Below are 25,951 nucleotides of genomic sequence, written 5' to 3' on the forward strand. Positions count from 1 at the left end.
GATCAACCGCCCGCTACTTCACTTTGCCAGCGTTTGTAGATTTCCTGCTGAAGCTCGCCGCTGTTAAAGCTGCGGTATCCAGAAGATACACTGTTGAATTTTTCTTGCAATTCACTTGGCATCAGATTCCACTTAATCCCCGGATAGCCGTACATTTTGTTGATGACCACCGTTTGCGCTTCCGGCGTCAGCACGTAGTTCAGGAATTCCTGTGTTGCTTCTTTTTTGGAGGAAAGCGAAGGAACCATCAGATAAGACGGACCACCTGTAAAAGCAGGGTCGATCTGTGTCAGCTTCACCGTGTCTGGAAGCAGACCCTTAGCCAGTTGCTCGAGCGCCATATCGGACCAAGCCGGAACCATGTCCACCTCTCCACTTGCCAAAATATCAAGCGTGCCTTGGTTCTTTTTCGGATAGACTCCCTTTTGGTACATCGAAGGACCCAGTTCTTTGAGCAGCGAGAAGCCTTGATCCCATTTCTTCATATTTGTCGGATCATCACTGTTCATCGCTTCTGGAGGAAGGAAATTATAGATGACCGTGTTCACAAACGAGCTGCCTGATCCACCCGTGGACGGGTCGTTATAAGCAAACTTGCCCGGATGCTGGCGAATCCACGTATACAGCTCATCCGCTGTTTTCGGAGGTGTCGCTACTTTTGCACTGTTGTAGGCGAGGACAACCGAAGATGCCCGGTATGGAATGGCCTGATTGTTGACTTGCTTGAGATACGTTTCATCGACATTCGCCAAGTTCGGAACTTTGGCGTTGTCTACCGTTTCCCACAGTTTTTCGCCTACCCCTTTGGTGATGTCATCCAGACTGCCTTCGTACAGGTCGATATCTGTATCGGTTTGCCCGCTTTTCTTGGCTGCGATCAGACGATCCAGCGTAGATGCGCCTCCGGTTCCCGCTGGCAAATATACCAGTTTGACCTTAACGTGATCATTTTTAGCTTCAAAGTCCTTGATTAACGTCTCCCACAGCTCTTTGACGTTCAAAGAACCGCCAGTGTACAAGGAGATTTCTGTCGTTCCCGTAGCTGCTCCCGCTTTCGTATCCTTGGCTTCCCCTGTAGCTGTAGCGGCATTACCGCCGGTTCCACATCCAGCCAGCAACGATAAGCTAAGCACCCCAGACAAAATCAGACCCATCTTCTTTTTCCCAAACACGTTGTTGCCTCCTTTAGATAGTTGCACAAGTTCGCAGCATCACCAGATGATGCGTTCATGATGGACATTGATGCGATGTAGAGGTTGATCGTGAATCTTCACTGTGCTGCTGGAAAAGTAACAATTTTACTGAAGCTGAATCTGATTTGCTCTCCACTGCGCAGATCAGCCGCCCGTTCACGGGGCACAAACATTTTCAGATGATCGGTACCGCTATCCAGCGAAACCTCCGCATAATGCCCGAGAATCATCACTTGTCTGATCGTTCCGGCTAGAGAGCCGTTTTCTTCCGTCGTCAGAACAATATCCTCTGGCCTTACACCGACCATGGATTCACCGCTGTATTCATGCTCCTGCGCAAACGCAATTCCGCTCACGGACACACTGCGACCTGTACTCACCCCCTTTAATAAATTGATCCGGCCAATAAAGCCCGCTACAAAAAGCGACTGTGGCCTGTCATAAATCTCCTGCGGCGAAGAGAGCTGCTCAATCCGTCCCGCATTCATAACTACAATCCGGTCGGAAATGGACAGCGCCTCCTCCTGATCGTGGGTGACGAACACCATCGTCATTCCCGTCTGGGTCTGGATGTCGCGCAGCTCCTCCCTCATCTCCATGCGCAGCTTGGCATCTAGCGCGGAAAAAGGCTCGTCCAGCAGCAGGACATCCGGCTTTAGCAGCAGAGCCCGAGCGAGCGCTACCCGCTGCTGCTGACCGCCGGAGAGCTGTCCTGGCGTTTTACGCTCTGCCGTCTCCAGCCGAACCAGCGCCAGCGCTTCCTTCACCTGGCGGTCAATCTCTGCCTTTTTCACCTTACGAATCTTCAGCCCGAAAGCAAGGTTGTCATACACCGTCATATGCGGCCACAAATTATAGCTTTGGAACACCATAGCGGTCGGGCGTTTTTCGGGTGGCAACTTGAGCACACTTTTGCCCTGAATCTGGATGTCGCCACTGTCCGGGTCCAGAAAGCCGCCAATGGAGCGAAGCACGGTTGTTTTACCACAGCCGGAAGGACCGAGCAGGGTCACAAGTTCCCCTTTCATCACGTCAAGTGAAATGCCCTTGACTCCGTCTCCCGTCTTAAAGCGTTTGGTTAACTCACGAATGGATAATTGAATGGACATTAGCTTTGGCTCCTTTTTACCAATTGCGTTATTTCACCTGGAATCCGCCAGCCAGCACGTCCGCGCTTACGAAACGCCTTGCGGCCAGCAGCAGGATCACCGTGGGCAGAGTCAAAATGACAGAAAATACAGCACCCGTGGTACTCGGATAATCCGCAATAATGGAATACATAATGACAGGCATCGTTTTATAGTCCGGTGTCCCGACGAGCAGCGTTCCCTGCGCCTCATCTAATGAAGCGAGAAATGTAAAAATGGAAGCGACCACAATGCCGGGCAGCGCCATGGGGAACGTAATTTTCCAGAAAACCCGTAACGGTCCCGCCCCGGCATCCCGGGCAGATTCCTCTTGAGCGCGATGGACGCTGCGGAACGCAGAGGAAGGAATCCAGGTCATGTACATCAGCGTGTTCACCATGTGGATCAATACAATGCCCGCAAAGGTGTTCATCAGCCCGAACTTGTAGAACAACACCGCGATGGACACGTACAATCCCATTTTCGGAAAAGCATGCGTGAGCAAAAATGAAAACAAAAACCACTTGCTAAGCGGAAACGAAATCCGCGCGAAGGCGTAGGCAGCGGGAACACATACGATAATCGAGCAGACTGTAACGGTAATAGCGATCAGGAAGGATAAAGATATGGAGCTGAGCACATCATCCTGTGTCAATACAAATTTCCACCATTCCAGTGACAAACTCTGTGGCAGCGGTGCAGGATACTGCCATTTTCCCGAAACTGCCAGCAGCAGCAGATTGGTCAGAGGCCCCAGGAAAAAAATGACAAAAATAACGAGCACGATGAACTCCACAATTTTGCGTGTGCCAAGTGAGCGAAGATACCAGTTCATAATTCATCCCTTTCAAGTCGTCTAGACGTCCGAATCTCTTTCTATCTGGATTATATAGAGGGTTTGTTATCACAAATCGACATGGGCGATAAGATTTTGTAAAGGGGACGGAAATCAGAGGAACGCTTTTTACATAAAAAAAAGGAGAGGGAGGCTTTAACAGCCTCTCTCTCCTTGGTCGTGCAGGAATAGCTATACAATTAAATAGGCAGCATATAACGCCTTAACAGATGAAAACAATTCTGCTGTCTTACAGGTAAATCGGAAGCACTTGGTTCGTTTGCTCACGGTTACGACCAACAGAGAAGATCGCAATTGGGATGCCTGTCAGCTCGGATACGCGTTGTACGTAATTACGAGTCGTCTCAGGCAGTTCCTCCAACGTTTTCACGCCAGTAATGTCTTCGCTCCAGCCTGGCAGTTCCTCGTATACGGCCTCGCACTCCGCCAGCATTTTCAAACTAGCCGGATAATGTGTAATCACCTCACCGCGGTACTTGTAGCCTGTGCAAATTTTCACCGTTTTCAGACCTGTCAATACGTCCAGCGAGTTCAAGGACAGACCTGTAAGTCCGCTGACACGACGGGCATGACGCACAACTACACTGTCGAACCAGCCAACACGACGAGCACGGCCTGTAACGGTACCGTACTCATGGCCTGTTTCACGGATGTAATCGCCGATTTCATCATTCAGTTCCGTTGGGAACGGACCGTCACCGACACGAGTTGTGTAGGATTTAGCTACACCGATGACTTGCTGAATCTTGGACGGGCCTACACCGGAACCGATACATACGCCGCCAGCCGACGGGTTGGAGGACGTAACGTACGGATACGTACCTTGGTCGATATCGAGCATAACGCCTTGCGCGCCCTCAAACAGTACCTTTTGATTCGCATCGATCGCATCATTCAACACAACAGACGTATCTCCTACATAAGGACGGATAAATTCAGCATACTCCAGATACTGTTTCAGTATTTCTTCTACATCCAGCGGCTTGCCGCCGTATACTTGTTCAATCATTTGATTCTTTTCCTTTGTTTGATGGCGCAGCTTCTTTTCGAATTCCTCTGCATCCAGCAAATCAGCAATACGAATACCGTTACGTGCAGCTTTATCCATATAAGCAGGGCCGATCCCTTTACGCGTCGTACCGATTTGGTTAGGTCCTTTGCGGTCTTCTTCCAGCACATCCAACGTGATGTGGTATGGCATAATAACATGTGCACGGTCGCTAATGACCAGATTTTTCGTAGAAAAGCCATTATCGTGAATGTAAGTAATTTCTTCAATAAGAGCGGCCGGATTAACTACCATGCCGTTGCCAATGACACACTTTTTATCTTCATAAAAAACGCCGGATGGAATCAGGCTCAGCTTGTACTTTTTACCGTCAATGAGAATCGTATGACCAGCATTGTTTCCGCCTTGGTAACGGGCCACCACTTCAGCGCTTTCCGCCAAATAGTCCGTAATTTTACCTTTGCCTTCGTCTCCCCATTGTGTTCCCACAACGACTACAGTTGACATGTTTCATTCCTCCGTGGAGTGCCCACAGACACTCTGATTTTGGGCTGACGCACTACATATACCTGACTCCAACCGCCTGAGCGGACAGATATAGAGCGTTCTCAGACAGCAGGAAAAAACGTCCGTCGCAGACATTCCGTAGGTACGGAAAGCCCCGGGCGTAATGATCTCCCCACTGCGTTGAAGCAGCACTATAAGTGTAACAGCACCATTTTTCAAAGTCAAATAAAAAGCGAACAATATATCACATGAAAATAGTATTGTTCGTAATTGAGAGTTGCGGTCCTGATATGAAAACATATGAGCATGATATGTAAAAGGCCCCTCCGACATCGCGAGAACCGCGTCGAAAGAGCCTTTTTTCAAATATATCATTCCGTTATCCAGCGAACGCATCCGAATGGGCACGCTCGTAATTGGCGAATTTATTATAATTTTTGAGAAACACCAGCTCTACCGTACCGACCGGGCCGTTACGTTGCTTGGCAATGATAATCTCAATAATATTTTTCTTTTCCGTTTCCTGATTATAGTAATCATCCCGGTACAGAAACGCGACGATATCCGCATCCTGCTCAATGGAACCCGATTCCCGCAAGTCACTCATCATCGGACGCTTGTCCTGACGCTGCTCTACACCCCGGCTCAACTGGGAAAGGGCAATTACAGGCACTTCAAGCTCACGGGCAATTTGCTTCAAGGTCCGTGAAATTTCGGATACCTCCTGCTGCCGGTTCTCGCCCGACTTCCCGCGTCCATGAATGAGCTGCAAGTAGTCGATCACGATCATACCCAGTCCCTTTTCCGTCTTGAGACGGCGGCACTTGGCACGGATATCCGCAACCGTAATACCCGGCGTATCGTCAATATAGATCTCTGCCTCCGACAAGGCTGCAATGCCCATCGTCAACTTCGCCCAATCGTCGTCGCCCTTAAAATCACCTGTCCGCATCACGTTCGCGTCCAGATTGGCCTCGGCGCAGATCATCCGCTGAACGAGCTGGGCCGCCGACATTTCCAGACTGAAGATGGCTACCGTCTCTTTTGCCCGAACCGCAACGTTTTGCGCAATATTCAGGGCGAACGCCGTTTTACCTACGGATGGACGAGCTGCCACAATGATTAGATCATTGCGCTGGAAACCCGCCGTCATCTTGTCCAAATCAACAAAGCCGGACGGAATCCCGGTCGTATTGCCTTTGTTCTGATGCAGCAATTCAACCCGGTCGAACACTTCCATCACGACATCGCGGATGGCAATAAAACCGCTGCCCGAGCGCCCGTTGGAGATCTCCATAATCTTGCGCTCGGCATCACTCAGCATACCGGCGACGTCCTCGCCGCCGCTATAGCCTTCGCTCACAATCTGCGTGGCTGCACGAATCAATCGACGGAGCATCGCCTTTTCTTCAATAATCTGAGCGTAGTAATCCACGTTAGCCGCTGTCGGCACCCCGTGAGCCAGCTTCGCCAGATAGCTGACGCCCCCGATATCCTCCAGCTGACCCTTGTCCTGAATTTTCGAGGTCAGTGTAACCAGGTCTATCGGCTGTCCGGATTCACCCAGCTCAATCATCGCTTCGTAAATCATCTGGTGAGCCTTATCGTAAAAATCCTCGGTCTGCACTCGCTCCATCGCTGTAATCAGTGCTTCGGACTGGAGCAAAATGGACCCGATAACCGCCTGTTCTGCCTCCAGATTTTGCGGAGGAATCCGATCGAAAAATTCGCCGCCCATAATTATTCTTCGGTCACCTGTACCTTCAGCGTAGCTTTGACCTCAGGATGAAGCTTAACGGTCATTTGAGTCACGCCCAACGTACGAATCGGTTCTTCCAGCTCGATTTTGCGTTTGTCCAGCTTAATCCCCGTTGCAGCGACCGCTTCCGCGATTTGCTTGCTTGTAATCGCGCCGAACAGTCGACCGCCTTCACCAGCTTTTGCTTTCAGCTGAACGGTTGTGGATTCCAGCTTTTTGCCGAGTGCCTGCGCCTCTTCTTTTTCCTCTTGCTTGCGCTTTTCCTCAGCAGCGTTCTGGTTCTCCAGCGTCTTCATGTTCCCTTCCGTCGCCGGGCGGGCAATACCGCGTGGCAGTAGGAAATTCGCTGCATACCCATCCGATACTTCCTTAATTTGACCCTTCTTGCCTTGACCCTTCATATCTTTAATAAAAATCACTCTCATTCAAATAACCCCTCTTCCCCATCAATTTCGGCCAGCACGTCGACCACTCTGCGTTTGGCTTCCTCCAGCGGACAATCCAGCTGGACCGCCGCATTCGTCAGATGTCCTCCGCCGCCTAGCCGTTCCATGACGACCTGTACGTTCATGCGTCCGAGTGAACGGGCGCTGATCCCCACCAGGCCGTCAGGACGTTCACTGACCACAAAGGAGGCCAGTACATCCGTCATATTGAGTAATGAATCCGCCACCTGAGCAATCAGGAGCTGCGGTATCTTCTGTCCAGGCTCTGTCACCGCAAGCGCGATGTGGCCATATATCATTTTAGCATGCTTAATAATTTCCGCCTTAGCAATATATTCATCCAGGTCCTCTTTTAACAAGCGCTGGATCATCACCGTATCCGCCCCGCTACGCCGCAAAAAACCAGCGGCCTCAAACGTACGCGAGCCTGTATGCAGGGAAAAATGCTTGGTATCTACCGTTATCCCCGCAAGCAACGATGTCGCCTCCAGCGGCGTCAGTTGAACCTTCTCATGAATATATTGCAGCAGCTCTGTCACCAGCTCACAAGCCGACGACGCATACGGCTCCAGATAAATCAAAACAGAGTCGTTAATAAACTCCTCGCCTCGACGATGATGGTCTACAACGACCACCCTGCTCGCCGTCTGCACCAATTTTGGCTCAATCGTCATCGAGGCCTTGTGCGTATCCACCACGACCAGCAGGCTGTGCTCGGTCATCAACTGGAGCGACTGCTCCGGCGTCATGAGCGCTGCCGACAGATTCTCATCCTTGTTCACCTGCTCCATCATCCGGTCGATGGACGGATTGGATTTATCCAGCACGATGTGCGCCTCTACGTTGTAGAGCGCTGCTGCCTTCCACACCCCAATGGCTGCTCCCAGTGCATCCATGTCCGGTATTTTGTGCCCCATGATCAGCACGCGGTCGCTCTCCTGCATCAGGTCACGCAGCGCATGTGCAATGACCCGTGCGCGCACCCGTGTACGCTTTTCGACAGCATTGGACTTACCGCCGTAAAAAGATAGACGCTGCCCGGCCTTCACCGCCGCCTGGTCGCCGCCCCGTCCGAGCGCCATATCCAGACTGGACTGAGCAAGCTCACCCAGCTCCTTGATACTCTCCGCCCCGAAGGACAAACCGATGCTCAGTGTCATCGGCACTTTCAAATCGGCCGTCATTTCCCGCACCGTATCCAGAATGACGAATCGACTTTGCTCCAACTCCTGAAGCGCCTTGTGATTCAGCATGATGAGATAGCGCTCGGATGATAAACGGCGCAAATAAATATTGTACTGGTTCGCCCATGCTGTAATCTCGCTCGACACCTTCGCAATAAGCGCGGTACGCTGCTGATCGTCCATTCCCTGAGCAGCTTCATCCATATTATCAAGCATAACGATGCCAAGCGCCAGCCGCTCGTTCTCATACTGCTTGCGCAGCACCGCCAACTCCGTTACTTCATACAAATAAATCAGACGCTCATCCAACACGATGAGGAACTGATAATAACGCTCATCATGCTGTAGCTCTACCTTTAGCTCGCGAACAGGCTCCTTCGTTTCCTTTTTGGCACCCAAAGCTCCTGCCAGCTGGGGAAAGAGGTCCTGGAGCGGCTCGCCTATCAGTGACTGGTCCTCGAACATTTCCCCGGCGAACCGATTGTGCCATTCTACCGTTCGGTTTTCGCTGTATAAAATGATGCCAAACGGCAGTGAGCTGACCGCTTCCCCCTCCACCCGCTTGATGCGAAAGGAAAGGCCGCTGATATATTGATTCAGTTCCCGACGAAAATCCAGTTCCGTCTTCAGCATCAGCCCGCCGAGCAAGAATGACAGCACCAGTCCCATCACACCCAGTTCCCAGTTATACATGGAAATACATATGACAAGCACCAGCAACAGTAAAAACGCCCAGACGGTTTGATAGCCGTGCCAGCGTTTTTGTAGAAATTTAGGCATGACTGTTCACCCTATTTCTTTGATCTTGTAATAGCTTCACGCAGCGGAAAGGCCAAATCAATAATACCGATAATGCGGAGCGGCTGGAACACCAGAACGACGAGCGACAGCAGCACCGCGATCACAGGGCTCATGTTACGACTATGTGTCCAGAAGTAAATAAAACCGATCGTCTGGATAATAAAGCACGCATGGATCAACGGCAACATACTAACAGAAACCGCCTGAACCCAGCTGCTTTCCGAGGACATAGCCATCCATTCAAACACAATCGCCAGCAGGTAATACCAAATGAGCGCTCGTGGCAGTCTCCATTCTCGAGCAGGCTTCATTTTGCGTACAGGCATATCAAGGCTACTTAATGCCGGACGCGTCAGAGCGTGCGTAATCACAGCCAGTAAAAACGAGGTCAGGATCAGCACATATGGAACTTTGCCGATCATCATCGTACCGAGTCTCTGTGTATCTTCTGCTGTCCAATTCATGCCTGGAAGCATCGGATTACCATTTAAAATTTGCTGTACCAAATTTGCCGACATAGCAGCCTGATCACGAAGATACTGCGAAAGATCAAACCCAAAGGTATACGTTGCGATGAACAGTACAATCAACAACTCGGCTAAAATCACACCCGTTCCGGTCATCAACGCCTGAAAAGCAGGTGCTCCCCTTTTATATACCCGTCCCATTAACAATGCGGGGATCAGAAAATAAATCGCGGGAAGCAGCAAATATACATCTTTTAGCGCTATAATCAATAGCACTGGTATGACATGAATCAGAAATCCCTTGAAAGGCAGCGATGAAAACAATACAACGCCGGGCACAATCAGCAAAAATATGGTAAAGATTCTTAAGGGTGTCAATAGAGACAGCAGCAGAAGCAAATAAATAACGCTCCATGCTACAGTTGCCAAGCGGAATTTCAAAGTTTTCACCTCTTACGCATATGTTCTTCCAGTGCGGATATGTCCTGATACCAATCCTCCAGCTGGTGTCCTTCTTTTTTGTGCTTTCTTAGCTTGTCGATGAGGAGATCATCCAATTCACGGTAAGACACTCCAAGACGTCTTCCCAAAATATAACTGCTCATCATCAGACTCGCCAGACAATCGCCAATGCGGGCTGTACTGCCTTCCCACATCGCTTTAAACAGACGGGAAACCTGGTCAAGTACCTCTGTTTTGAGCCATTCAATCACCTTGGCCCGTTTAACTACATCCAGTTCTTTAGGCATATGATGAAGAGTCACACCCCTCTGAAAAAGCTTTATTCTCCATTATAGCATATCCTATTTTGAAAATAACTGTTACCCCATAGGGCAAATCGTTATTTTCAAAGCAGCTATGCTGCTCGCTTTAAGATGACGAGTTAAGCGATTCTCTGGACACGAATTTTTCACAATACTCAATAATCTGGCTGCGTCGGACAATGCCAATAAACCGTTCCATATCATCCACAACAGGTACAAAGTTCTGCACCTTAGCCAAATTAATTAAATCCTCCATATTGGCATCAATGGACACCGGCTTTATCGAAACCCGAAGCGGGACGTCCTTGAGCATAACCTTCGAAGCGTTTTCAAAGGTTATTTTCCCCTCAGATTCTTTCATATGCCACAGCAGATCACCCTCTGTAACCGTGCCGGTATATCTACCTTCCTTATCCAAAATTGGAACCGCCGTGAAACGGTGATACTCCATTCGCTCCAACGTCTGCCGTAAAGTTGCATCCGCCGTGACAAAAGCAACCTCTTGTTTGGGAAGCAAGAAAAAAGCGATATTCATGAGAAAAGAATCCCCCTCAAAATCAATTGTAAAATCAAATGATTACTCACTGAATGTCCTGCTTGTCGGGAAGCTTCAGCGTCTGCGGGGTTGTGCCGGAATCCAACCAGTTTGCGATCATAAGTCTGGCGTATTCGAGTTCCTGTTCATTGGCCCGGTCATAATACAGGCCTTTCTTCTTGAACCCTTCCCCCGTAATCGTAAAGCTCGAAATTTGTGGTTGACCCTGCGAAATAGCCTGCTTGCCAAGTCCTGTAATAAAAGTAGGCTCCATATCCGTCTTGAAATTGGCTCCCATAATATCGAGCAGCTCCGGAATCTTGGAAATCCCGTTAATATTCAGTAGCTTATCGGCCATTGCATTCAGAAAAATTTGCTGCCGTTTGGTACGGTTAAAATCGCTGTCTTCCCTATATCTAACATAATACATCGCTTCTTCACCATTATAAAGCGGCTTGCCCGCCTCAATGCGGAACTTGATATGCAGCGGATTTTTATTCTCAATCGGCTTATCGATGGGTAGCTCAACCCCGCCCACCGCATTTACAGCATCCTGAATACCCTGAAAATTAATCGTAGCATAATAATCGGCCTTATGCTCCATCAGCTTCTCTACCGTAGCTATGGACATATCCTCGCCTCCGAACGCATAAGCATGCCCCAACTTATCAAAATCATCCTCACCGTCATGATTTGGATCATGTCCAACAATCCGGACATACGTATCCCTTGGAATGGAAACCAGAAGCACACGCGATTCCGCAGGCCGTACAGCCGCATAAATAACCGTATCCGAGCGGCCGCGCGCCTTCTCGTTCGGTCTTTGGTCCGTACCGAGCAGCAGCACCGAAAACGGCTCTTTCCGATAAGCAACCGGCTCCGGTTGCTTCTGTCCCTCCGACTGGCGCGGTTGAAAGGACTTCTCCAGCTTGCTCTCCAACGTTGGAGATACGAACCAGTCAAAGGCCACCAGCGTCAGCTGTTTGCGAAACAGATATCCTCCCACCGCAATCAGAAACAAAACAATACATGAAATATATAGAGCGGTAAACCTTTTTTTATTCTTAGGCTTGCCGCCTGTCCTTCTCCTATGTCTTCTCTCCATAACAGGTTCCTTCCTTCTTTACTTCGATAAATCCCATCTCTTCATTAAACCGAATTTGGCTTATGAAGCGAAAACTTCCCCCCCACAGCATAAAAGGTCTGCTACCTTGTTGTCAAAAGTGCCATGGCTTAGTCAGTCCCTCGTCAACACATACACGCAAAAAAAGGCTTCGACCTCACGGTCAAAGCCTTGCTTGATGTTTAGCCCGTATCCTATGTAGCTTTTAAGGGGGTTCCTTGTTTTAGCTCGGAGCCAGTTTCACCAGATTTTGCAGCCGTACCGGGAAAGAGGTAGACAGAGCGAAACCATAGTCGAACAGCTTCCGTGTCTGCTCGAAGCGTTCCTCCTTGCTCGGTGCCCCCAGCACTACAGCAACCAGTCTTCTGCCATGCTGTTCGGCTGTACCGGTGAAGCAATAGCCCGCATCGCTGGTGTATCCCGCTTTCAGTCCATCCGTTCCTGCGTAAGAGTAGGGTCCCGCCAAGGAAGGCAGCATCCAGTTCGTATTACTAATATAGATGCCCTTATCCTTCAATTCCATCTGCGTACGGCTGGACGTTCTCAAAATCTCCGGATGCGACGTAATCAGATAGGAGGCCAGCTTCGCCGTATCGCTTGCCGTCATTTGCGTTTCTCCTCGAATATTCTCGGGATGGTTAGGACCCAGCTCACTCTGCCCTGCTCCTGACGCGTTGCTGAATCGGCTATAGGACGTCAATCCAATCTTAGCCGCCTTATCGTTCATACGCTTTACAAAAGCCGGTTCACTGCCTGCTGAGCGCTCCGCCAGTGCCACAGCCGCGTCATTAGCCGAGTACACAACCATGCTCTGGAACAGCTCGGACACCGTCAGCCTTTCACCATATCGGAGTGACAGATTTACACCACCTACCGTACTTGCGTAACGGCTGATTTTCACTTCATCATTCCAGCCCAACCGCCCGGCACGAATATCCTCCAGCACCAGCAGCTCGGTCATGAGCTTGGACATATTTGCGGAAGGCATAGGCGTATCGCCATTCACATCCATCAACAATTCTCCCGTCTGCATGTCCATCAGCACCGCGGCTCCTGCATCCACATCCGGCTTACCGATCAGCAATCGGGGTCCAAGTGTAATAAAAATCAATATAATAAGTACCGGGACAACAATAGCCCAACGTAACCAGTATTTTTTCATCATCGTAATAACCCCCATACTTTATTAGACGATGAAAAATCCATTTTGTCTGCAACTTTTCGAAAAAAAGTTACAATTTTTTTGTCTTTTACATTCCACAGCAAAAAACCCGCCAATTCCTGCTTGCAGGCTGACAGATTTTTATAAGTGAAATTATTAAAAAAGGCTTTCCACTATAGTTTTAGGCAAAATGACAGGCCACAAAATGCTGATCGCCCGCATCCCGATACGCCGGAATTTCCGTTTTACAACGGGCCTCCGCCATAGGACAGCGTGTATGGAACTTGCAGCCTGACGGCGGATTCGCCGGGGAAGGAATGTCCCCTTTTAGCACAATTCGTTGTCTCTTGATCGTAGGATCGGGAATCGGTACCGCCGACAGCAGCGCCTTCGTATACGGATGAAGCGGATTGCGGAACAGCTCCTCTTTGGAAGATAACTCCACCATCGAGCCTAGATACATCACACCGATACGGCTGCATAGATGCTCGACCACACTCAGATCATGCGAGATGAACAGATAAGTCAACTGCCGTTCCTGCTGCAAATCACTTAACAAGTTAATGATCTGAGCCTGAATAGACACATCAAGTGCAGATACCGGCTCGTCAGCCACGATAAAATCAGGATTCAAAATCAAGGCCCGTGCAATCCCAATCCGCTGACGCTGACCGCCGGAGAACTCATGCGGATACCGATCATAGTGATAGGAGGATAGCCCGCAGATATCCAGCGTCTCGTTCACCTTTTTCCGCAGCTTGCTGCGGTCAATCAATCCGTGATCCAGCAATGCTTCCCCGATGGCTTCGCCTACCTTAATTCTCGGGTTCAATGAGCTAAAAGGGTCCTGAAAGACAATTTGCAGCTTCGGACGAAGCGCACGAATCTGCTCCTTGCTTAACGCATGCAAGTCCTCTCCCTTGTATCGCACCGATCCCTCTGTCTTATCCATCAGCCTGAGAATCGTACGCCCAATCGTGCTCTTGCCGCAACCGGATTCCCCTACCAGACCGAAGGACTCTCCCTTTTGGATGTTAAAAGATACATCATCGACCGCTTTCACATGTCCCACGGTACGCTGAAAAATCCCACCTGTGATCGGGAAATATTTTTTCAGACCTTCCACTTGAATTAAAGGCTCGCTCATCCCCGTTGCCCTCCTTCTTCCTCATATAGCCAGCAGGCAACCTTATGACCGTTCTTCTTTTCGTGCAGGGGAGGGGCCTGATCCTTGCAGATTTGCATACAATGCGCACATCGATCATGAAAATGACAGTTTTCCTCCAGCTCAATCGGGTTGGGAACCTGACCAGGGATCGAATACAGCCGATCAATCTTCTGATTAATGACGGGCTTCGCCTTCAATAACCCTTGCGTATATGGATGCTGCGGATTCTTGAACAGTTCAATGACGGGAGCCTCTTCAATCACATTCCCGGCATACATGACGACCACATAATCGGCCATTTCCGCCACTACGCCTAGATCATGCGTAATCAGCATAATGGACGTTTTGAGCTTATCCTTCAAATCCCGCATCAGATCGAGGATTTGCGCCTGAATCGTAACATCCAGCGCCGTTGTCGGTTCATCCGCAATCAGCAGCTTGGGATTACAGCTCAGTGCGATCGCAATCATGATCCGCTGGCGCATACCACCGCTCAGTTCATGGGGATACGAATGAAATATTTCCTCCGGACGCGAAATACCCACCAGATTGATCAGCTCAATCGCCCGGGTATGTGCTTCCTTTTTACTCATTAATGTATGCATCAGCAGCGGCTCTGTAATCTGTTCTCCAATGGTGAGCACTGGATTCAGAGAAGACATCGGCTCCTGAAAAATAATTGAAATGTCATTGCCGCGAATTTGTTGCATCTGACCTTTATTCAGCGTTAACAGGTTTTTGCCCTCAAACCAGATTTCACCGTCTGAGGTATGGGGCGAATCAATCAGCCGCATCATCGTCATGGCCGTTACACTTTTGCCGCAGCCGGATTCTCCTACCACACAGAGCGTTTCACCCTCACGTATTTTAAAACTGACGTCATTGACCGCTTTGACAGTTCCGCTAGAGGTATGAAAGTGAGTTTTCAGGTTACGAAATTCAATCAAAGCATTTTCCATAAACGTTCGTCTCCTACTTCTTCATTTTAGGGTCCAGTGCATCGCGCAAACCGTCGCCAATCAGGTTAATCGCTACAACCGTAATCAAGATACACATTCCTGGTGGAACCCATATCCACGGCCGTTTGCGGAAGTCGATCAGATTGTTCGCAGCCGAAATCATATTTCCCCACGAAGGTGTGGGCGGTACAACGCCGATCCCCAGGTAACTGAGCGCAGACTCCGTAATAATCGCCCCGGCCACCCCGAGCGTAGCTGTAACAATAATAGTAGGAATCGTATTCGGCAGCAGATGACGGAATATTTTACGGCGGTCTCTTAAGCCGAGCGCTTCCGTCGCTTGCATGAACTCCTGTTCACGCAGCGTAAGAATCTGCCCCCTAACCAGGCGGGACAAGCTCGTCCAGCTCAAGACCCCGATAATGAGCATCAGAAAATAAATCCGGTTCTTTGGATCGACCTTCAAATCGGACAGAACGGCACCTAAAATAATCAGCAGCGGCAATGTAGGCAATGCCATAAAAATATCGGCAATCCGCATAATGATCGTATCCACGCCTTTACGATAGAATCCTGCCAGTGCACCCAACGTCGCACCGATCACGACTGAAATAAACGTGGCCACCAGCCCCACCGTCAAAGAAATACGGCCAGCCAGCATCGTACGCAGCAAAATATCTCTGCCAAACTTATCCGTACCGAGCCAGTACTGGGCATTCGGGGCTAAATTTTTGTCAGATAGCTTGTAATCATCCAGATGATAAGGTGAAATCATCGGCCCAAATGTACAAATGACCACCATAAGAATCAATATAATGAGTCCAGCCAAAGCCAAATGGTTCTGGTTAAAACGGCGAACGGCGATTCTCCATGGAGACGCTTCAGGACGGATCGCTGCCTTTGGTTTGGTTTCAATCGTGACTGTTTCTGCGGGCAATAGTATCCCTCCTACTTCAAGCGAATTCTTGGATCTGCCATGCCATACAATACATCCGAGAGCAAATTACCGATGAGCGTAAGGACTGCCAGAAAAATAGTGAAGCCCAGCATAAACGGATAATCCCGCATACTGATCGACTCCAGATAGACCTGCCCCACACCCGGCCACACAAACACCTTCTCCAAAATCATCGCCCCGCCAAATAAGGCGGGAAGCTCAAATCCGAGCAGCGTGATGGCCGGAATCAGTGCGTTGCGCAGTGCATGCTTGAAAATAACCGTACGTTCCTTCAAGCCTTTAGCACGTGCGGTGCGAATATAATCCTGACGAATAACCTCCAGCATCCCTGTACGGAAATACCGGGTCAGGCTGCCTGTACTCAGCATCGTAAGAACGAGCGTTGGCAGGAACATATGCTTGAGAACATCCACGACATAAGCCCATGAGCCCGACTCCATCCCTGCAGTTGTCATGCCGCCAACCGGAAGAATACCCCATTCCAGTGCAAATATTTTGATCACCAAAAGACCGATAAAGAAAGACGGCAGCGACATACACAAAAATATGAATAGCGTGACGAACTTATCGAATAACGAGTATTGGAACTTGGCTGAAAATACCCCGGCAACAACCGCAATCAGCCAGCTAAAAATAAGACTGAAAAAAGCGATAATAAAGGAGTTCCATACATAATTGCCAATGACCTTCGTTACTGGCTGCTTATGCTGTAATGAATCCCCCATGTTACCCTTCAGCATATTACCCGCCCATATAAAATAGCGTTGATACTCCGGCTTATCCAACCCGTAGATATGTCGTAGCTGCTGTGCCTTTTCGGCCGTCATATTCGGGTTCTGCTTGGCTGTAATATAATCACCCGGCACCATGGCTGAAATCGCAAATACGATAATGGATATGCCAATGAGTGTGGGGATGAGTTGCAGCAGTCGTCGAATAATATACTGCTTCATAATCATTCCTCCAGACAAATAAAGAAGTGATATGCCCAGCCCGTGAGAGCTGAGCATACGATTGGCAACCCTTATTGAGCGAGCTGAGCGTTATACAGGCTGAATTCAAAATCTTTGTATGGTGTAATTTCTAAGCCGGATACACGTCCATTGACTGGCCACATATCTCTACGTTGATACATAAAGATAGCTGGCAAATCCTTGTTCAGCTCTTGATATAGCTCCTTGTAGATCACTTTCCGTTTCTCTTGATCCAGTTCTTTCTTACCCGCAATCGTCAACTCATCTACCTTTTTATTGGAGTAGCCGACATCATTTTGTGCGCCGTTCGTAAGGTAAACCGTTGTATCCGGATCAGGTGTCAATCCCCAGGCGGCAAAGAACATATCGAACTTGCCTGTATCTTTCTTATCCATAATCGCGTTAAAATCCAGTGTTTCAGAATTCAGCTTAATGCCCAGTTCTTTGTAGTTGGTGGACATAATCGGCAGCAAGGCATCCACCACCGGATTATCCGCAGTCGCTGAGAAGTTAATGGTAAACTTTTCACCATCCTTCTCACGGATACCGTCCGCTCCAACCTTCCAGCCAGCCTCATCCAGCAGAGCCTTTGCCTTACCGGCATCAAACTCATATTTGTTAATACCTTCATCCGTATAAGACCACGCTTCTGTAGACTGTGGAATGTTAATGACATTCGCATACGGACCGTATACCCCTTCCACAATCTCCTTCCGGTTCAAACCGATGGTCAGAGCTTGACGTACCTTAGGGTCCTGAAATTTCTTTTCTTTGTGATTAAATGCAATATATCCGTAGCCGTTGGTCGGCATAATATTCACGTCCAGGAAGCCCAGAGACTTCAATTCTTCTACGTTATCTTCTGTAACCGTAACATTGTCTATATCGGTTTCACCCGTTTGCAGCATAGACAAGTTGGTTTCTTCGGTTGTCGTTTTGAAAATGACCGATTTTACCTTCGGTGCGCCCTTGAAGTAGTTTGGATTTGCTTCAAGTACGACTTGTTGACCTGGGGAAAAGCTTTTCAGTACATACTGGCCGGAGCCGAGTGGCTTATTGTTAAGCGCCTTGATGCTATCTAGGCTGCCGCGTTTGAATCCTTTTCCATAGTAAGCTTCTGGCATGAAATACTGCTCACCCAGAAAATCCTTCGTATAAGCCGTTGCTTCTGTAACGGTTACCTCTACCGTGTTATCGTCAATAACTTTAATACCGGGAATATTATTCGCCTTGCCATCATGATATTCCTTGCCGCCTTTAATTTTGAAGGACAGAATATCGGTTTCTCCATCGTAATTCGGATCATGCAGTACCTTCAGGACAAAGGCATAATCCTTCACCGTTACTGGCGTTCCGTCACTATACTTCACACCTGGCTTCAGGTGGAACGTGTATTTCAGTCCATCCTGCGATACATCAACCTTGTCAGCCAAGCTATTTTCGTATGTACCATCCGCTTTCACCTGTAAAAAGGAATCAAATACGGTTCTGACTACATATAAATCGTAGGTCGTTTGCCAGAACAACGGGTTAAATACCCCTTTAGGTGACGTCATGCCTACCACAATGTTATCCTTCCGGTTCGTAGCTCCCGGCGGATTTTGAGTCAGATCACTGGCTTTAATAACACCCTCCGTGACTTGTACGCTGCCTTCCTTGCCCTCTGTTTTATTATCCGTATTGCCCGGCTGTGCTTCATTAGCACCTCCGCTACATCCTGCAAACAGAACACCAACGATCGTAAGCACCATAAGCAAAGAAACCCATTTCTTCGTTTGCACCATTCTGTTCATCCCCCTTAGTCGGTTCTTTTATTTAACAGCCCGTCTCTTTCCTGCGTTGATTCGTTAAAGCTTGAGGTTTGAAAATGAAGTCTGTGCATCCTCCTTGCCGTTACCAATGATAGCGTAAACACGTGTTTTTAGACCTTTGGTCAATTTAGATTGCTGATAACCATTATATTTTTATTAAGGATTATCTTAAGTGTAAAATAATATCACGTCAATATCTTTTTTTGTGTAATGTAAAAATGCAAACTATCTAATTTTGTAAAGTTTATGAATTTTATTTCGAAATATTACCGGTAATATTGGTTTTCATGTAATATAAAATAACATTCCAATAATCTAAATGTTTACTCTGGCGAGTTAGGGGAACGTGCGATCACAAATGCAACTAGAAAAGCTGAGCTATGCGTATGGTTAAACATGGATTGTATTATTAGTAAGTTACAATACATGGGACTTGTTGTCAATAAGAAAAATCATAAAAAAGACGCTCCCGAAATCGGGAACGCCTCTTTTTTTCTTCCATGAAACTACTATTCAGTAGTGTAAGGAAGCAATGCGATTTGACGGGAACGTTTAACCGCAATTGTCAACATACGTTGATATTTCGCGCTTGTTCCAGTCACGCGACGAGGAAGAATTTTTCCACGTTCGCTGATGAATTTTTTAAGCAGGTCTGTATCTTTATAGTCAATGTGAGTAATTTTGTTCACAGTGAAGAAACATACTTTACGACGTTTGTTGCGACCACCACGACGAGCTGGTCTTTTGTTATCGTCTCCGCCTTCTCTTTGTCTGAAGCCCATTCTTTGTCAGTCCTTTCCCAATTAAAATGGTAGATCATCATCCGAAATATCGATCGGTTTTCCGTCATCGGAAAAAGGATCATGATTGTTTCGCGAGTTATTATTCCCACGTCCACTATTGCTGTTGCCGCCTCCGAAAGGAGACTCCTCACGCGCAGCTCCACCGCTATTGCCGCCACCGTTACCGCCATCGCGGTTAGATTCCAAGAAACGCACATTATCAGCTACAATTTCAGTCACGTATACACGCTTTCCTTCATTGTTCTCATAATTACGCACCTGAACACGGCCTTCAACAGCCGTTAAACGACCTTTGCGAAGATAGTTAGCACATGTTTCAGCAAGCTGACGCCAGGTTACGATCGGCAAGAAATCCGCTTCCCGTTCGCCGCCTTGACTCGTAAACGGACGGTCTACAGCCAGGGTGAACTGGGTTACTGCTACACCAGACGGTGTATAGCGCAGCTCTGGATCTTTGGTCAAACGACCGATCAGAATGACACGGTTCAACAATCCAATCCCCTCCTTTGAGCGTTGTTCATTACATAATCACGTACAATAATTAAGCTACGTCGTTCGTAATGAGATAACGAATTACTTCGTCAGAAATTTTCATGATACGCTCAAGTTCAGCAACAACAGCAGGTTCTGCTGTGAAGTTTACCAGAACGAAAGAACCATCACGGAATTTCTTAATCTCATACGCAAGACGGCGTTTAGTTACATCGTGACTTGTAATTTCGCCACCGCCGTTGGAGATGATACCTTGGAATTTATCGACTGCCGCTTGAACAGCTTCTTGTTCAATGTCAGGACGAATAATGTACATCACTTCATATTTGCGCATTCTTTACACCTCCTTATGGACATAAGGCCCTCAATCTCGGTTGAGAGCAAGGAACGAGCCTAAACTCGCACTAAAACAGTTTACCAAATCGAGCAGCTGATTGCAACCCGCAATTGAGCTCATATGATGTAAATCAGCTAAATTAGCTTCACATTCCATTATTCACGATTTTATATGTACGGTAATATTTATCTATATATAGGAAATAACTCGATTTTCTTACATTCAGTGTGCTTGTTCCCGGATGTTTCTGCTCATATCGGCGCACAATAACCGTTGCAGTTCAAATCCATGCAGTAAAGGAGGAACAACCTTATGGGTGAAAAAACCGAATTTGAACCAGGTGACAAAGTGCCAAATGACGGCGTATATATGGAAGTCGGAGAAAAAAGCTTTCACACCGAAATTCAAAGCCCGCAGCAAGTGACACTGGAAAAAGGCGAATCTTTTCCGGAGACGACCAACCATAATCGCAAATGGAAGAAAAAAACGAAAGCCCGCGTTCATTAATGTATATTTTCTCGACATTCGGGCCATATTATGATTAGGCGATACAACAGAGAGGTGTGGTTCCGTTGGACGACGTAGCCGGACAAACTGTTAGGAGATCCATTCCGGGCATTAGAAGCGTTAGGTTTGTGTAAAAGGACACTGTCTTTTCAACACGGTATTGCTTGTCAGTACACCGAGTTTCGTGATGTGATTGGACAGATCGTATCCTGTTAAAAATGTATCGCCTACGATGGAGGACCTTTGAGGTCCTCCTTTGTTTCATTATCGGACTTTTTGCATATACTGGTAAAATGCAGATTAATCCGGCTCCTTCTGCTAGAATATATCCAAGTACAAAGACCTACTATTTACGGAGGTTTTAAGATGAGTTATTCTCGAATATTAAGGTGGATATCAGGTATATTCGAATTGGTGCTTGCCGTACCGATTGTGGGAGGAGCTATTGTCGTGGGGACCGGTTACTCTGCTCTGGGATTCATGCTTGTCCTGCATGCAGTAACACTCATCCTGTCGTTACGCAATCAGGAAGCGATCTACGGCTCTGTATGGGGGATATTGACCTCTTTGCTGGCCTGGATCCCCGTCGTAGGCTGGGTTCTCCATCTGATCGCAGCAATCCTACTGATGATCTCCGGCTCGAAAAAAACAAAACGCTATAACTACCCACCAAACCAGTTATAACGACGAAAAATGCTCCTGACGGCACTTATTTTCCTGCTGTCAGGTTTTTTTCGCTGTAACGACACCTCTGAAGAGCTTCCTAACTCTTGTCTTTTACAAGATTCAGCTGTATGTCTCCCCTTCCTCGTAGACACAGTAATTCATCGAACAGAAAAGTAAGGCCACTCTTGTCCCTCCAGCTCCTGATGAGGTCGGTTACTACCTCCATCAAATCACGCCGAATCCCTTCTGCCAGTTGTAGTCCTGCACTATCTCCGTCGATGAACAAATGTGAATGCCCCGGCTGATCTAACTTGCGAACCTGACGCAGACATAGCACACCATTGTCCAGATAGAAGAAATAGCATCCTTTATAAAGTACTCCTTCGAATAGCTCATACATATGCGGCAAATCATACGGCCCGTATACCATCGCAGCCCATTCCAATCCCAACGATTTACTCATACACCCGTCCTCCTTTTCTTCCTTTACCCGTTTTAGTTCTTAAACCAATTAGAGACTCAACTTCCTTTGATTTTTTTCAATTTCGTACGCTTATACGTACAACATATATTTCAATTATATTGTACGCTTATGAGTACAGTCAACGGTTTTTGAAATAAAAATAGGAGTGTGTGGAATGAAGGTAAAAGTAATGCTTGGTGAGCTGATCAAAGTGAGGGGGATTTCTCTAAACGAATTGTCTCACAAGACTGGTGTCCGCAGAGCGGCACTATCTGAACTTGCGAACGAGAAGAGAGAAAACATAAACTTCAAACATATTGAAGAAATCGCAGATGCATTAGACATTACAGACATCCGTGAAATAATCACACTTATAGATGAAGAACAGAGCACACGTTATAAATAGGAAATAAAAAATTTTGTGATCCATATATAATCCCTTCTCTTAATTACGATTTTCGTAATTTAAATTTAATTACATGGTCAGAAATAAAAACAAGATGTTTCCCCGACAGGTATTGGAAAAAATCATTAATGTTTTAGATATAGATGATATAGGGAAATTATTAAGAGTTGAATATGCAGATGCTGATAAGTAAATAAATATCTGCCTCAGCTTAATTGTAGTGTAACGCTATAACTACCCGCCAAACCAGCTATAATAACAAATAACTAATTTAGTATTTTACAATATGTCTCTAAGGAGGCTCACTAGCTTGGGTCAAATTCATTTTAAATTGAGTGAAACACTAGAAATGATTGGAGCTACACGTAACAAGATCGCAGTTGAGTCGAAAACAAGACCTGCTACTATTCTTGATTTAGCAAGTGGCGATACAAAAACCATTAAGCTAGAAACCTTGGTCAATATCTTAAATGCGATAAACGAAATCGCCCATAGCCACGGATTAGAAAAAACATTTGGTATTGAAGATATCATTCAGTACGTCCCTCAAAGCACAGAAAATACGCGCTAATCCACTTTGGGATAGCGCGTGTTTTTTCAAGTATTTAATTCTTTCCTTCAAAACATTTTTCCAAAAATCAAAAAATCTCCTACGCCATAGACGTAAGAGTTTGATTTATTATCTAATGAAGTTAGTGGCGGAAAGAGTGGGAGTCGAACCCACGCACGCCTTGCGACGCCTAACTGATTTCGAGTCAGCCCCCTTAGACCTCTTGGGTACCTTTCCGCAGCAAGGATTATTATATCATCATTGTGCCCATGATGCAAGTTCGTTGTTACCCAAAATCACTCATCTACCCAGGCTCAATTCGTTTCCGAATTCTGCCCGTCAGCGGGGGCCTTTGAACGTAGCACCTTCTTCATATTTTTTTCGAACTTGGCACGCGGAATCAGCACACTGTGCTGGCAACCGACACATTTGATCCGAATATCCATCCCCATACGAATAATTTCCATTTCATTCGTTCCGCAGGGATGGGGCTTCTTCATCTGCACAATGTCCCCCAGTTCAAACGACTTACGCTCCACCCTTCTCTCCCCCTTTTCTTTCTTGCTCGTCTTCCTTCTCGAGGGCTACCGCCGTCTCCAGCGCGGTCTGACGATGTTCCTCATCCTCTAGGGCCTTCTTGATGTTATTCTGAATATCACGTTCTACCGCAGCCCCTGTATTCGGCAAACACTCCGCCACAACACGCACAATATACTCTGATGTCGTCATGGACTGAACCCCCAGAACATCCGGTATATTCAGCACCTGCACATTGGACTCTTCAATCCCCCGGATCGCTTGTTTTACCAAATCAACAGCTTCCTCCAGAGTACGTTCTGCCTTCATCGGTACATCCACCACCGCCAACGAGTTGGACATGGAAAAGTTCGTAACCGTCGTAATGGAGCCGTTGGGTAAAATGTAGACCTCCCCTTTCCAGCTCACCAGCCTGGTTGTACGCAGCCCAATCACCTCTACTGTACCTTTGAAGGTTCCCGTCTGAATAACGTCTCCTACGGCAAACTGATCCTCGAAAATGATAAAGAACCCGGTGATTACATCCTTAACCAAGCTCTGCGCCCCAAAACCAACGGCCAACCCAAGCACTCCAGCTCCAGCAATCAGAGGCCCAAGATTAATGCCCATTTGAGACAATACCAGCATAATCAGAATGAAATTGAATACGATATTTGTTACATTTTTTAGCAGTTCTCGAACGGTTGTTAGACGCCTGGTATTCAATTGGAACCTGCTGTTCTCTCCCTTTTGCTGCATCGACTTATCTATAATTTTATTAATAACGCGAATAAAGATCCGTGTGATGATGAAAATAATACCGATCTTCAAAACCACAAACAACAAAGTCGACCACATCGCACTATCTGAAAGCCATTCCCATATAACATCCTTCCAGTGCATCGCATCCTTCACAACAGCAGTCGTCCCTGTATTGTTCTCCAACCAACGTATTAAGGTCATTTTCTGTTGCTCCTCCTTACACAAGGGACCTACTCTCCTGGTTTCCCAAATTCTATTGTCTACTACATAAGCCCATCTACTGGTTTCATTCATTTTGCTATGAATAATCTACTTTGCCGAGTATAAAACCCCACACTTATCCATATACTAGCTACTATCTTGAGAATAATTGTTACCCGCAGGCTAATTGTTATTCTCTAAGGCAGTTTACTTCTGGTTTTCATCTCTGATCCATGTGATGCCAACAGCTAACGGTCTATATAAAGCGAGCGTGACCTGCACACTCCATTACAGAGCGAAAGGAAGATTCCATGACTCATCCATCTGACTTCATTCCGGGGCAAGAACCCCTTAGCTTAAAAATATCACACACCGACCCCGGGATCCAATCAGCCATCATCCATCGTTTGCTGTTCCATTTGCACCAGGCGCCCAGTCTGCAAAATATTGTTATTATTTGCATCGGCACCGACCGTTCTACTGGAGATTGTCTCGGCCCGCTCGTAGGTACCCAGTTGTCACATTATAAAAGCCCGCTCTTTCACCTTTACGGAACATTGGAGGAGCCTGTACATGCTATGAATCTACAAACAACACTGGACGGCATACACACCCGGTACGACCAGCCCTATATCATCGGCATAGACGCATGTCTTGGACAAACCTCCAGCGTCGGATGCATTCAGGTTGCGGACGGGCCTTTGAAGCCTGGAGCGGGGGTAAATAAAGAATTACCGCCGGTCGGCGATATCCATTTGACAGGAATCGTTAACGTCGGCGGCTTTATGGAATACTTTGTGTTGCAAAATACAAGACTAAATCTGGTAATGAAATTATCAGATATCATTGCTGGCAGCTTATACTCCGCGATTAAGGAGTGGCATTACCGTTCCGTCCTGCTTGCTGCGCAAGAGTAACGGCTTCTTTCTCTTCAGGAGATAAGGAATAGGATGACTGCCCCGCTTCCAGGGGCTTGGCATACACATAAGAGCCATCCCGATTATAAATGCCGGTTAATACGATACCATCCTGATTATCATCTACAATAGCCATGGAGAAGCTTAGATCGCTCCCTCGCTCGCCAAAGGCATTATAGCGTTTGATGCCTATATGTCCCTTCAGGCCAGTCAGTTTACTGCGTAGAGATTCCATACTTGCACGATGGGCTTCCTGCTCATCCTCAATCGTATCCATTTGCACCTTCAAATCAATCAGCAGCGTTTCCAAATTCTCGACACCGCTGCCTGCCATCATGGTTTCATACTTTCGCCGCATCTTTTTCAACTTTGCCCCCTGCACAATGATAACAATCAACAGGATGAGCAAAATGAGCACAATCCCTGCAACGATTCCGGCAAGCTGTTCCATGATTAGTCCGTTCAATTCAGCCATATGCTTGCTTCTACTCCTCTACCCCAAAAATCATGTCACTGCATACCTCTTAT

Annotated in this window: 29 protein-coding genes and 1 tRNA gene; 5 read left to right on the forward strand and 25 right to left on the reverse strand. The window is 47.4% G+C overall.

Annotation, left to right across the window (positions count from 1 at the left end):
* Window positions 1-2: 2 nt before the first annotated feature.
* From HPL003_RS07130 to rpsF, 20 genes are all read right to left on the reverse strand, one after another.
* Complete coding sequence (locus HPL003_RS07130) at window positions 3-1,172, reverse strand: extracellular solute-binding protein (RefSeq protein WP_014278971.1); 1,170 nt, start codon at window positions 1,170-1,172, stop codon at window positions 3-5.
* Between the two features lie 98 nt (window positions 1,173-1,270).
* Window positions 1,271-2,302: an ABC transporter ATP-binding protein gene (locus HPL003_RS07135; protein WP_014278972.1), complete on the reverse strand. Its 1,032-nt coding sequence runs from the start codon at window positions 2,300-2,302 to the stop codon at window positions 1,271-1,273.
* Between the two features lie 28 nt (window positions 2,303-2,330).
* On the reverse strand, window positions 2,331-3,155 hold the full coding sequence (locus tag HPL003_RS07140; RefSeq protein WP_014278973.1) for an ABC transporter permease: 825 nt from the start codon (window positions 3,153-3,155) through the stop codon (window positions 2,331-2,333).
* Between the two features lie 250 nt (window positions 3,156-3,405).
* On the reverse strand, window positions 3,406-4,692 hold the full coding sequence (locus HPL003_RS07145) for an adenylosuccinate synthase (RefSeq protein ID WP_014278974.1): 1,287 nt from the start codon (window positions 4,690-4,692) through the stop codon (window positions 3,406-3,408).
* A gap of 379 nt (window positions 4,693-5,071) precedes the next feature.
* Window positions 5,072-6,430, reverse strand: a complete 1,359-nt coding sequence (dnaB, locus tag HPL003_RS07150) for a replicative DNA helicase (RefSeq protein ID WP_014278975.1) — start codon at window positions 6,428-6,430, stop codon at window positions 5,072-5,074.
* Window positions 6,431-6,432: 2 nt separating this feature from the next.
* Window positions 6,433-6,876: a 50S ribosomal protein L9 gene (gene rplI / locus HPL003_RS07155; RefSeq protein WP_014278976.1), complete on the reverse strand. Its 444-nt coding sequence runs from the start codon at window positions 6,874-6,876 to the stop codon at window positions 6,433-6,435.
* A complete protein-coding gene (locus HPL003_RS07160) occupies window positions 6,873-8,861 on the reverse strand; it encodes a DHH family phosphoesterase (protein WP_014278977.1) in 1,989 nt (662 codons plus the stop codon). The genes rplI and HPL003_RS07160 overlap by 4 nt, the downstream gene beginning before the upstream one ends.
* 11 nt (window positions 8,862-8,872) lie before the next feature.
* On the reverse strand, window positions 8,873-9,790 hold the full coding sequence (locus tag HPL003_RS07165; protein ID WP_014278978.1) for a DUF2232 domain-containing protein: 918 nt from the start codon (window positions 9,788-9,790) through the stop codon (window positions 8,873-8,875).
* A 5-nt stretch (window positions 9,791-9,795) separates the two neighbouring features.
* Complete coding sequence (locus HPL003_RS07170; RefSeq protein WP_014278979.1) at window positions 9,796-10,098, reverse strand: MazG-like family protein; 303 nt, start codon at window positions 10,096-10,098, stop codon at window positions 9,796-9,798.
* 121 nt (window positions 10,099-10,219) lie between these two features.
* A complete protein-coding gene (locus tag HPL003_RS07175) occupies window positions 10,220-10,648 on the reverse strand; it encodes a CBS domain-containing protein (protein ID WP_014278980.1) in 429 nt (142 codons plus the stop codon).
* Between the two features lie 46 nt (window positions 10,649-10,694).
* Entirely contained in the window at window positions 10,695-11,753 is a 1,059-nt protein-coding gene (locus HPL003_RS07180; protein ID WP_014278981.1) for an LCP family protein, read from the reverse strand.
* 241 nt (window positions 11,754-11,994) lie between these two features.
* Window positions 11,995-12,936, reverse strand: a complete 942-nt coding sequence (locus tag HPL003_RS07185) for a D-alanyl-D-alanine carboxypeptidase family protein (protein WP_014278982.1) — start codon at window positions 12,934-12,936, stop codon at window positions 11,995-11,997.
* Between the two features lie 178 nt (window positions 12,937-13,114).
* Complete coding sequence (locus HPL003_RS07190; RefSeq protein ID WP_014278983.1) at window positions 13,115-14,080, reverse strand: ABC transporter ATP-binding protein; 966 nt, start codon at window positions 14,078-14,080, stop codon at window positions 13,115-13,117.
* Complete coding sequence (locus HPL003_RS07195) at window positions 14,077-15,060, reverse strand: ABC transporter ATP-binding protein (RefSeq protein WP_014278984.1); 984 nt, start codon at window positions 15,058-15,060, stop codon at window positions 14,077-14,079. The genes HPL003_RS07190 and HPL003_RS07195 overlap by 4 nt, the downstream gene beginning before the upstream one ends.
* Before the next feature lie 13 nt (window positions 15,061-15,073).
* Entirely contained in the window at window positions 15,074-15,997 is a 924-nt protein-coding gene (gene opp4C / locus HPL003_RS07200; protein WP_014278985.1) for an oligopeptide ABC transporter permease, read from the reverse strand.
* An 11-nt stretch (window positions 15,998-16,008) separates the two neighbouring features.
* The gene (locus HPL003_RS07205; protein ID WP_014278986.1) at window positions 16,009-16,971 is read right to left on the reverse strand and encodes an ABC transporter permease; all 963 of its coding nucleotides are present in this window, start codon (window positions 16,969-16,971) and stop codon (window positions 16,009-16,011) included.
* A 71-nt stretch (window positions 16,972-17,042) separates the two neighbouring features.
* The gene (locus tag HPL003_RS07210; protein WP_014278987.1) at window positions 17,043-18,776 is read right to left on the reverse strand and encodes an ABC transporter substrate-binding protein; all 1,734 of its coding nucleotides are present in this window, start codon (window positions 18,774-18,776) and stop codon (window positions 17,043-17,045) included.
* 536 nt (window positions 18,777-19,312) lie between these two features.
* Window positions 19,313-19,585, reverse strand: a complete 273-nt coding sequence (gene rpsR / locus HPL003_RS07215) for a 30S ribosomal protein S18 (RefSeq protein WP_013312800.1) — start codon at window positions 19,583-19,585, stop codon at window positions 19,313-19,315.
* A gap of 21 nt (window positions 19,586-19,606) precedes the next feature.
* Window positions 19,607-20,098 carry a single-stranded DNA-binding protein gene (gene ssb / locus HPL003_RS07220; protein WP_014278988.1) on the reverse strand — a complete coding sequence of 164 codons (492 nt, stop codon included), beginning with the start codon at window positions 20,096-20,098 and terminating at the stop codon, window positions 19,607-19,609.
* Between the two features lie 49 nt (window positions 20,099-20,147).
* On the reverse strand, window positions 20,148-20,432 hold the full coding sequence (gene rpsF, locus HPL003_RS07225; protein ID WP_014278989.1) for a 30S ribosomal protein S6: 285 nt from the start codon (window positions 20,430-20,432) through the stop codon (window positions 20,148-20,150).
* Between the two features lie 315 nt (window positions 20,433-20,747).
* On the opposite strand from rpsF, the gene HPL003_RS07230 reads away from it, so the two are divergent.
* Together HPL003_RS07230 and HPL003_RS07235 are read left to right on the forward strand one after the other, a co-directional pair.
* Window positions 20,748-20,942 carry a YjzC family protein gene (locus HPL003_RS07230; RefSeq protein ID WP_014278990.1) on the forward strand — a complete coding sequence of 65 codons (195 nt, stop codon included), beginning with the start codon at window positions 20,748-20,750 and terminating at the stop codon, window positions 20,940-20,942.
* Window positions 20,943-21,308: 366 nt separating this feature from the next.
* Window positions 21,309-21,626, forward strand: a complete 318-nt coding sequence (locus tag HPL003_RS07235) for a hypothetical protein (protein ID WP_014278991.1) — start codon at window positions 21,309-21,311, stop codon at window positions 21,624-21,626.
* A gap of 79 nt (window positions 21,627-21,705) precedes the next feature.
* Here HPL003_RS07235 and HPL003_RS07240 read toward each other — a convergent pair whose 3' ends face one another.
* Entirely contained in the window at window positions 21,706-22,071 is a 366-nt protein-coding gene (locus HPL003_RS07240) for a hypothetical protein (RefSeq protein WP_014278992.1), read from the reverse strand.
* Window positions 22,072-22,246: 175 nt separating this feature from the next.
* On the opposite strand from HPL003_RS07240, the gene HPL003_RS07245 reads away from it, so the two are divergent.
* Window positions 22,247-22,477, forward strand: a complete 231-nt coding sequence (locus HPL003_RS07245) for a helix-turn-helix domain-containing protein (protein WP_014278993.1) — start codon at window positions 22,247-22,249, stop codon at window positions 22,475-22,477.
* Window positions 22,478-22,787: 310 nt separating this feature from the next.
* Window positions 22,788-23,048 (forward strand): hypothetical protein, encoded by a 261-nt coding sequence (locus HPL003_RS07250; RefSeq protein WP_014278994.1) that lies wholly within the window; start codon window positions 22,788-22,790, stop codon window positions 23,046-23,048.
* A 125-nt stretch (window positions 23,049-23,173) separates the two neighbouring features.
* Here HPL003_RS07250 and HPL003_RS07255 read toward each other — a convergent pair.
* The 3 genes from HPL003_RS07255 to HPL003_RS07265 form a co-directional block, all read right to left on the reverse strand.
* Window positions 23,174-23,264 (reverse strand) — tRNA-Ser (locus HPL003_RS07255).
* Between the two features lie 77 nt (window positions 23,265-23,341).
* Entirely contained in the window at window positions 23,342-23,566 is a 225-nt protein-coding gene (locus HPL003_RS07260) for a DUF951 domain-containing protein (RefSeq protein ID WP_014278995.1), read from the reverse strand.
* Complete coding sequence (locus HPL003_RS07265; RefSeq protein WP_014278996.1) at window positions 23,556-24,506, reverse strand: mechanosensitive ion channel family protein; 951 nt, start codon at window positions 24,504-24,506, stop codon at window positions 23,556-23,558. Before HPL003_RS07265 ends, HPL003_RS07260 begins: the two co-directional genes overlap by 11 nt.
* A gap of 311 nt (window positions 24,507-24,817) precedes the next feature.
* Here HPL003_RS07265 and yyaC point away from each other — a divergent pair, with 311 nt between their 5' ends.
* On the forward strand, window positions 24,818-25,423 hold the full coding sequence (yyaC, locus tag HPL003_RS07270) for a spore protease YyaC (RefSeq protein ID WP_014278997.1): 606 nt from the start codon (window positions 24,818-24,820) through the stop codon (window positions 25,421-25,423).
* Here yyaC and HPL003_RS07275 read toward each other — a convergent pair.
* On the reverse strand, window positions 25,377-25,898 hold the full coding sequence (locus HPL003_RS07275; protein ID WP_014278998.1) for a DUF4446 family protein: 522 nt from the start codon (window positions 25,896-25,898) through the stop codon (window positions 25,377-25,379). The two genes, yyaC and HPL003_RS07275, sit on opposite strands and share 47 nt — an antisense overlap.
* Window positions 25,899-25,951: the final 53 nt, after the last annotated feature.

It is taken from the genome of Paenibacillus terrae HPL-003, assembly GCF_000235585.1.
GTDB lineage: Bacteria > Bacillota > Bacilli > Paenibacillales > Paenibacillaceae > Paenibacillus > Paenibacillus terrae_B.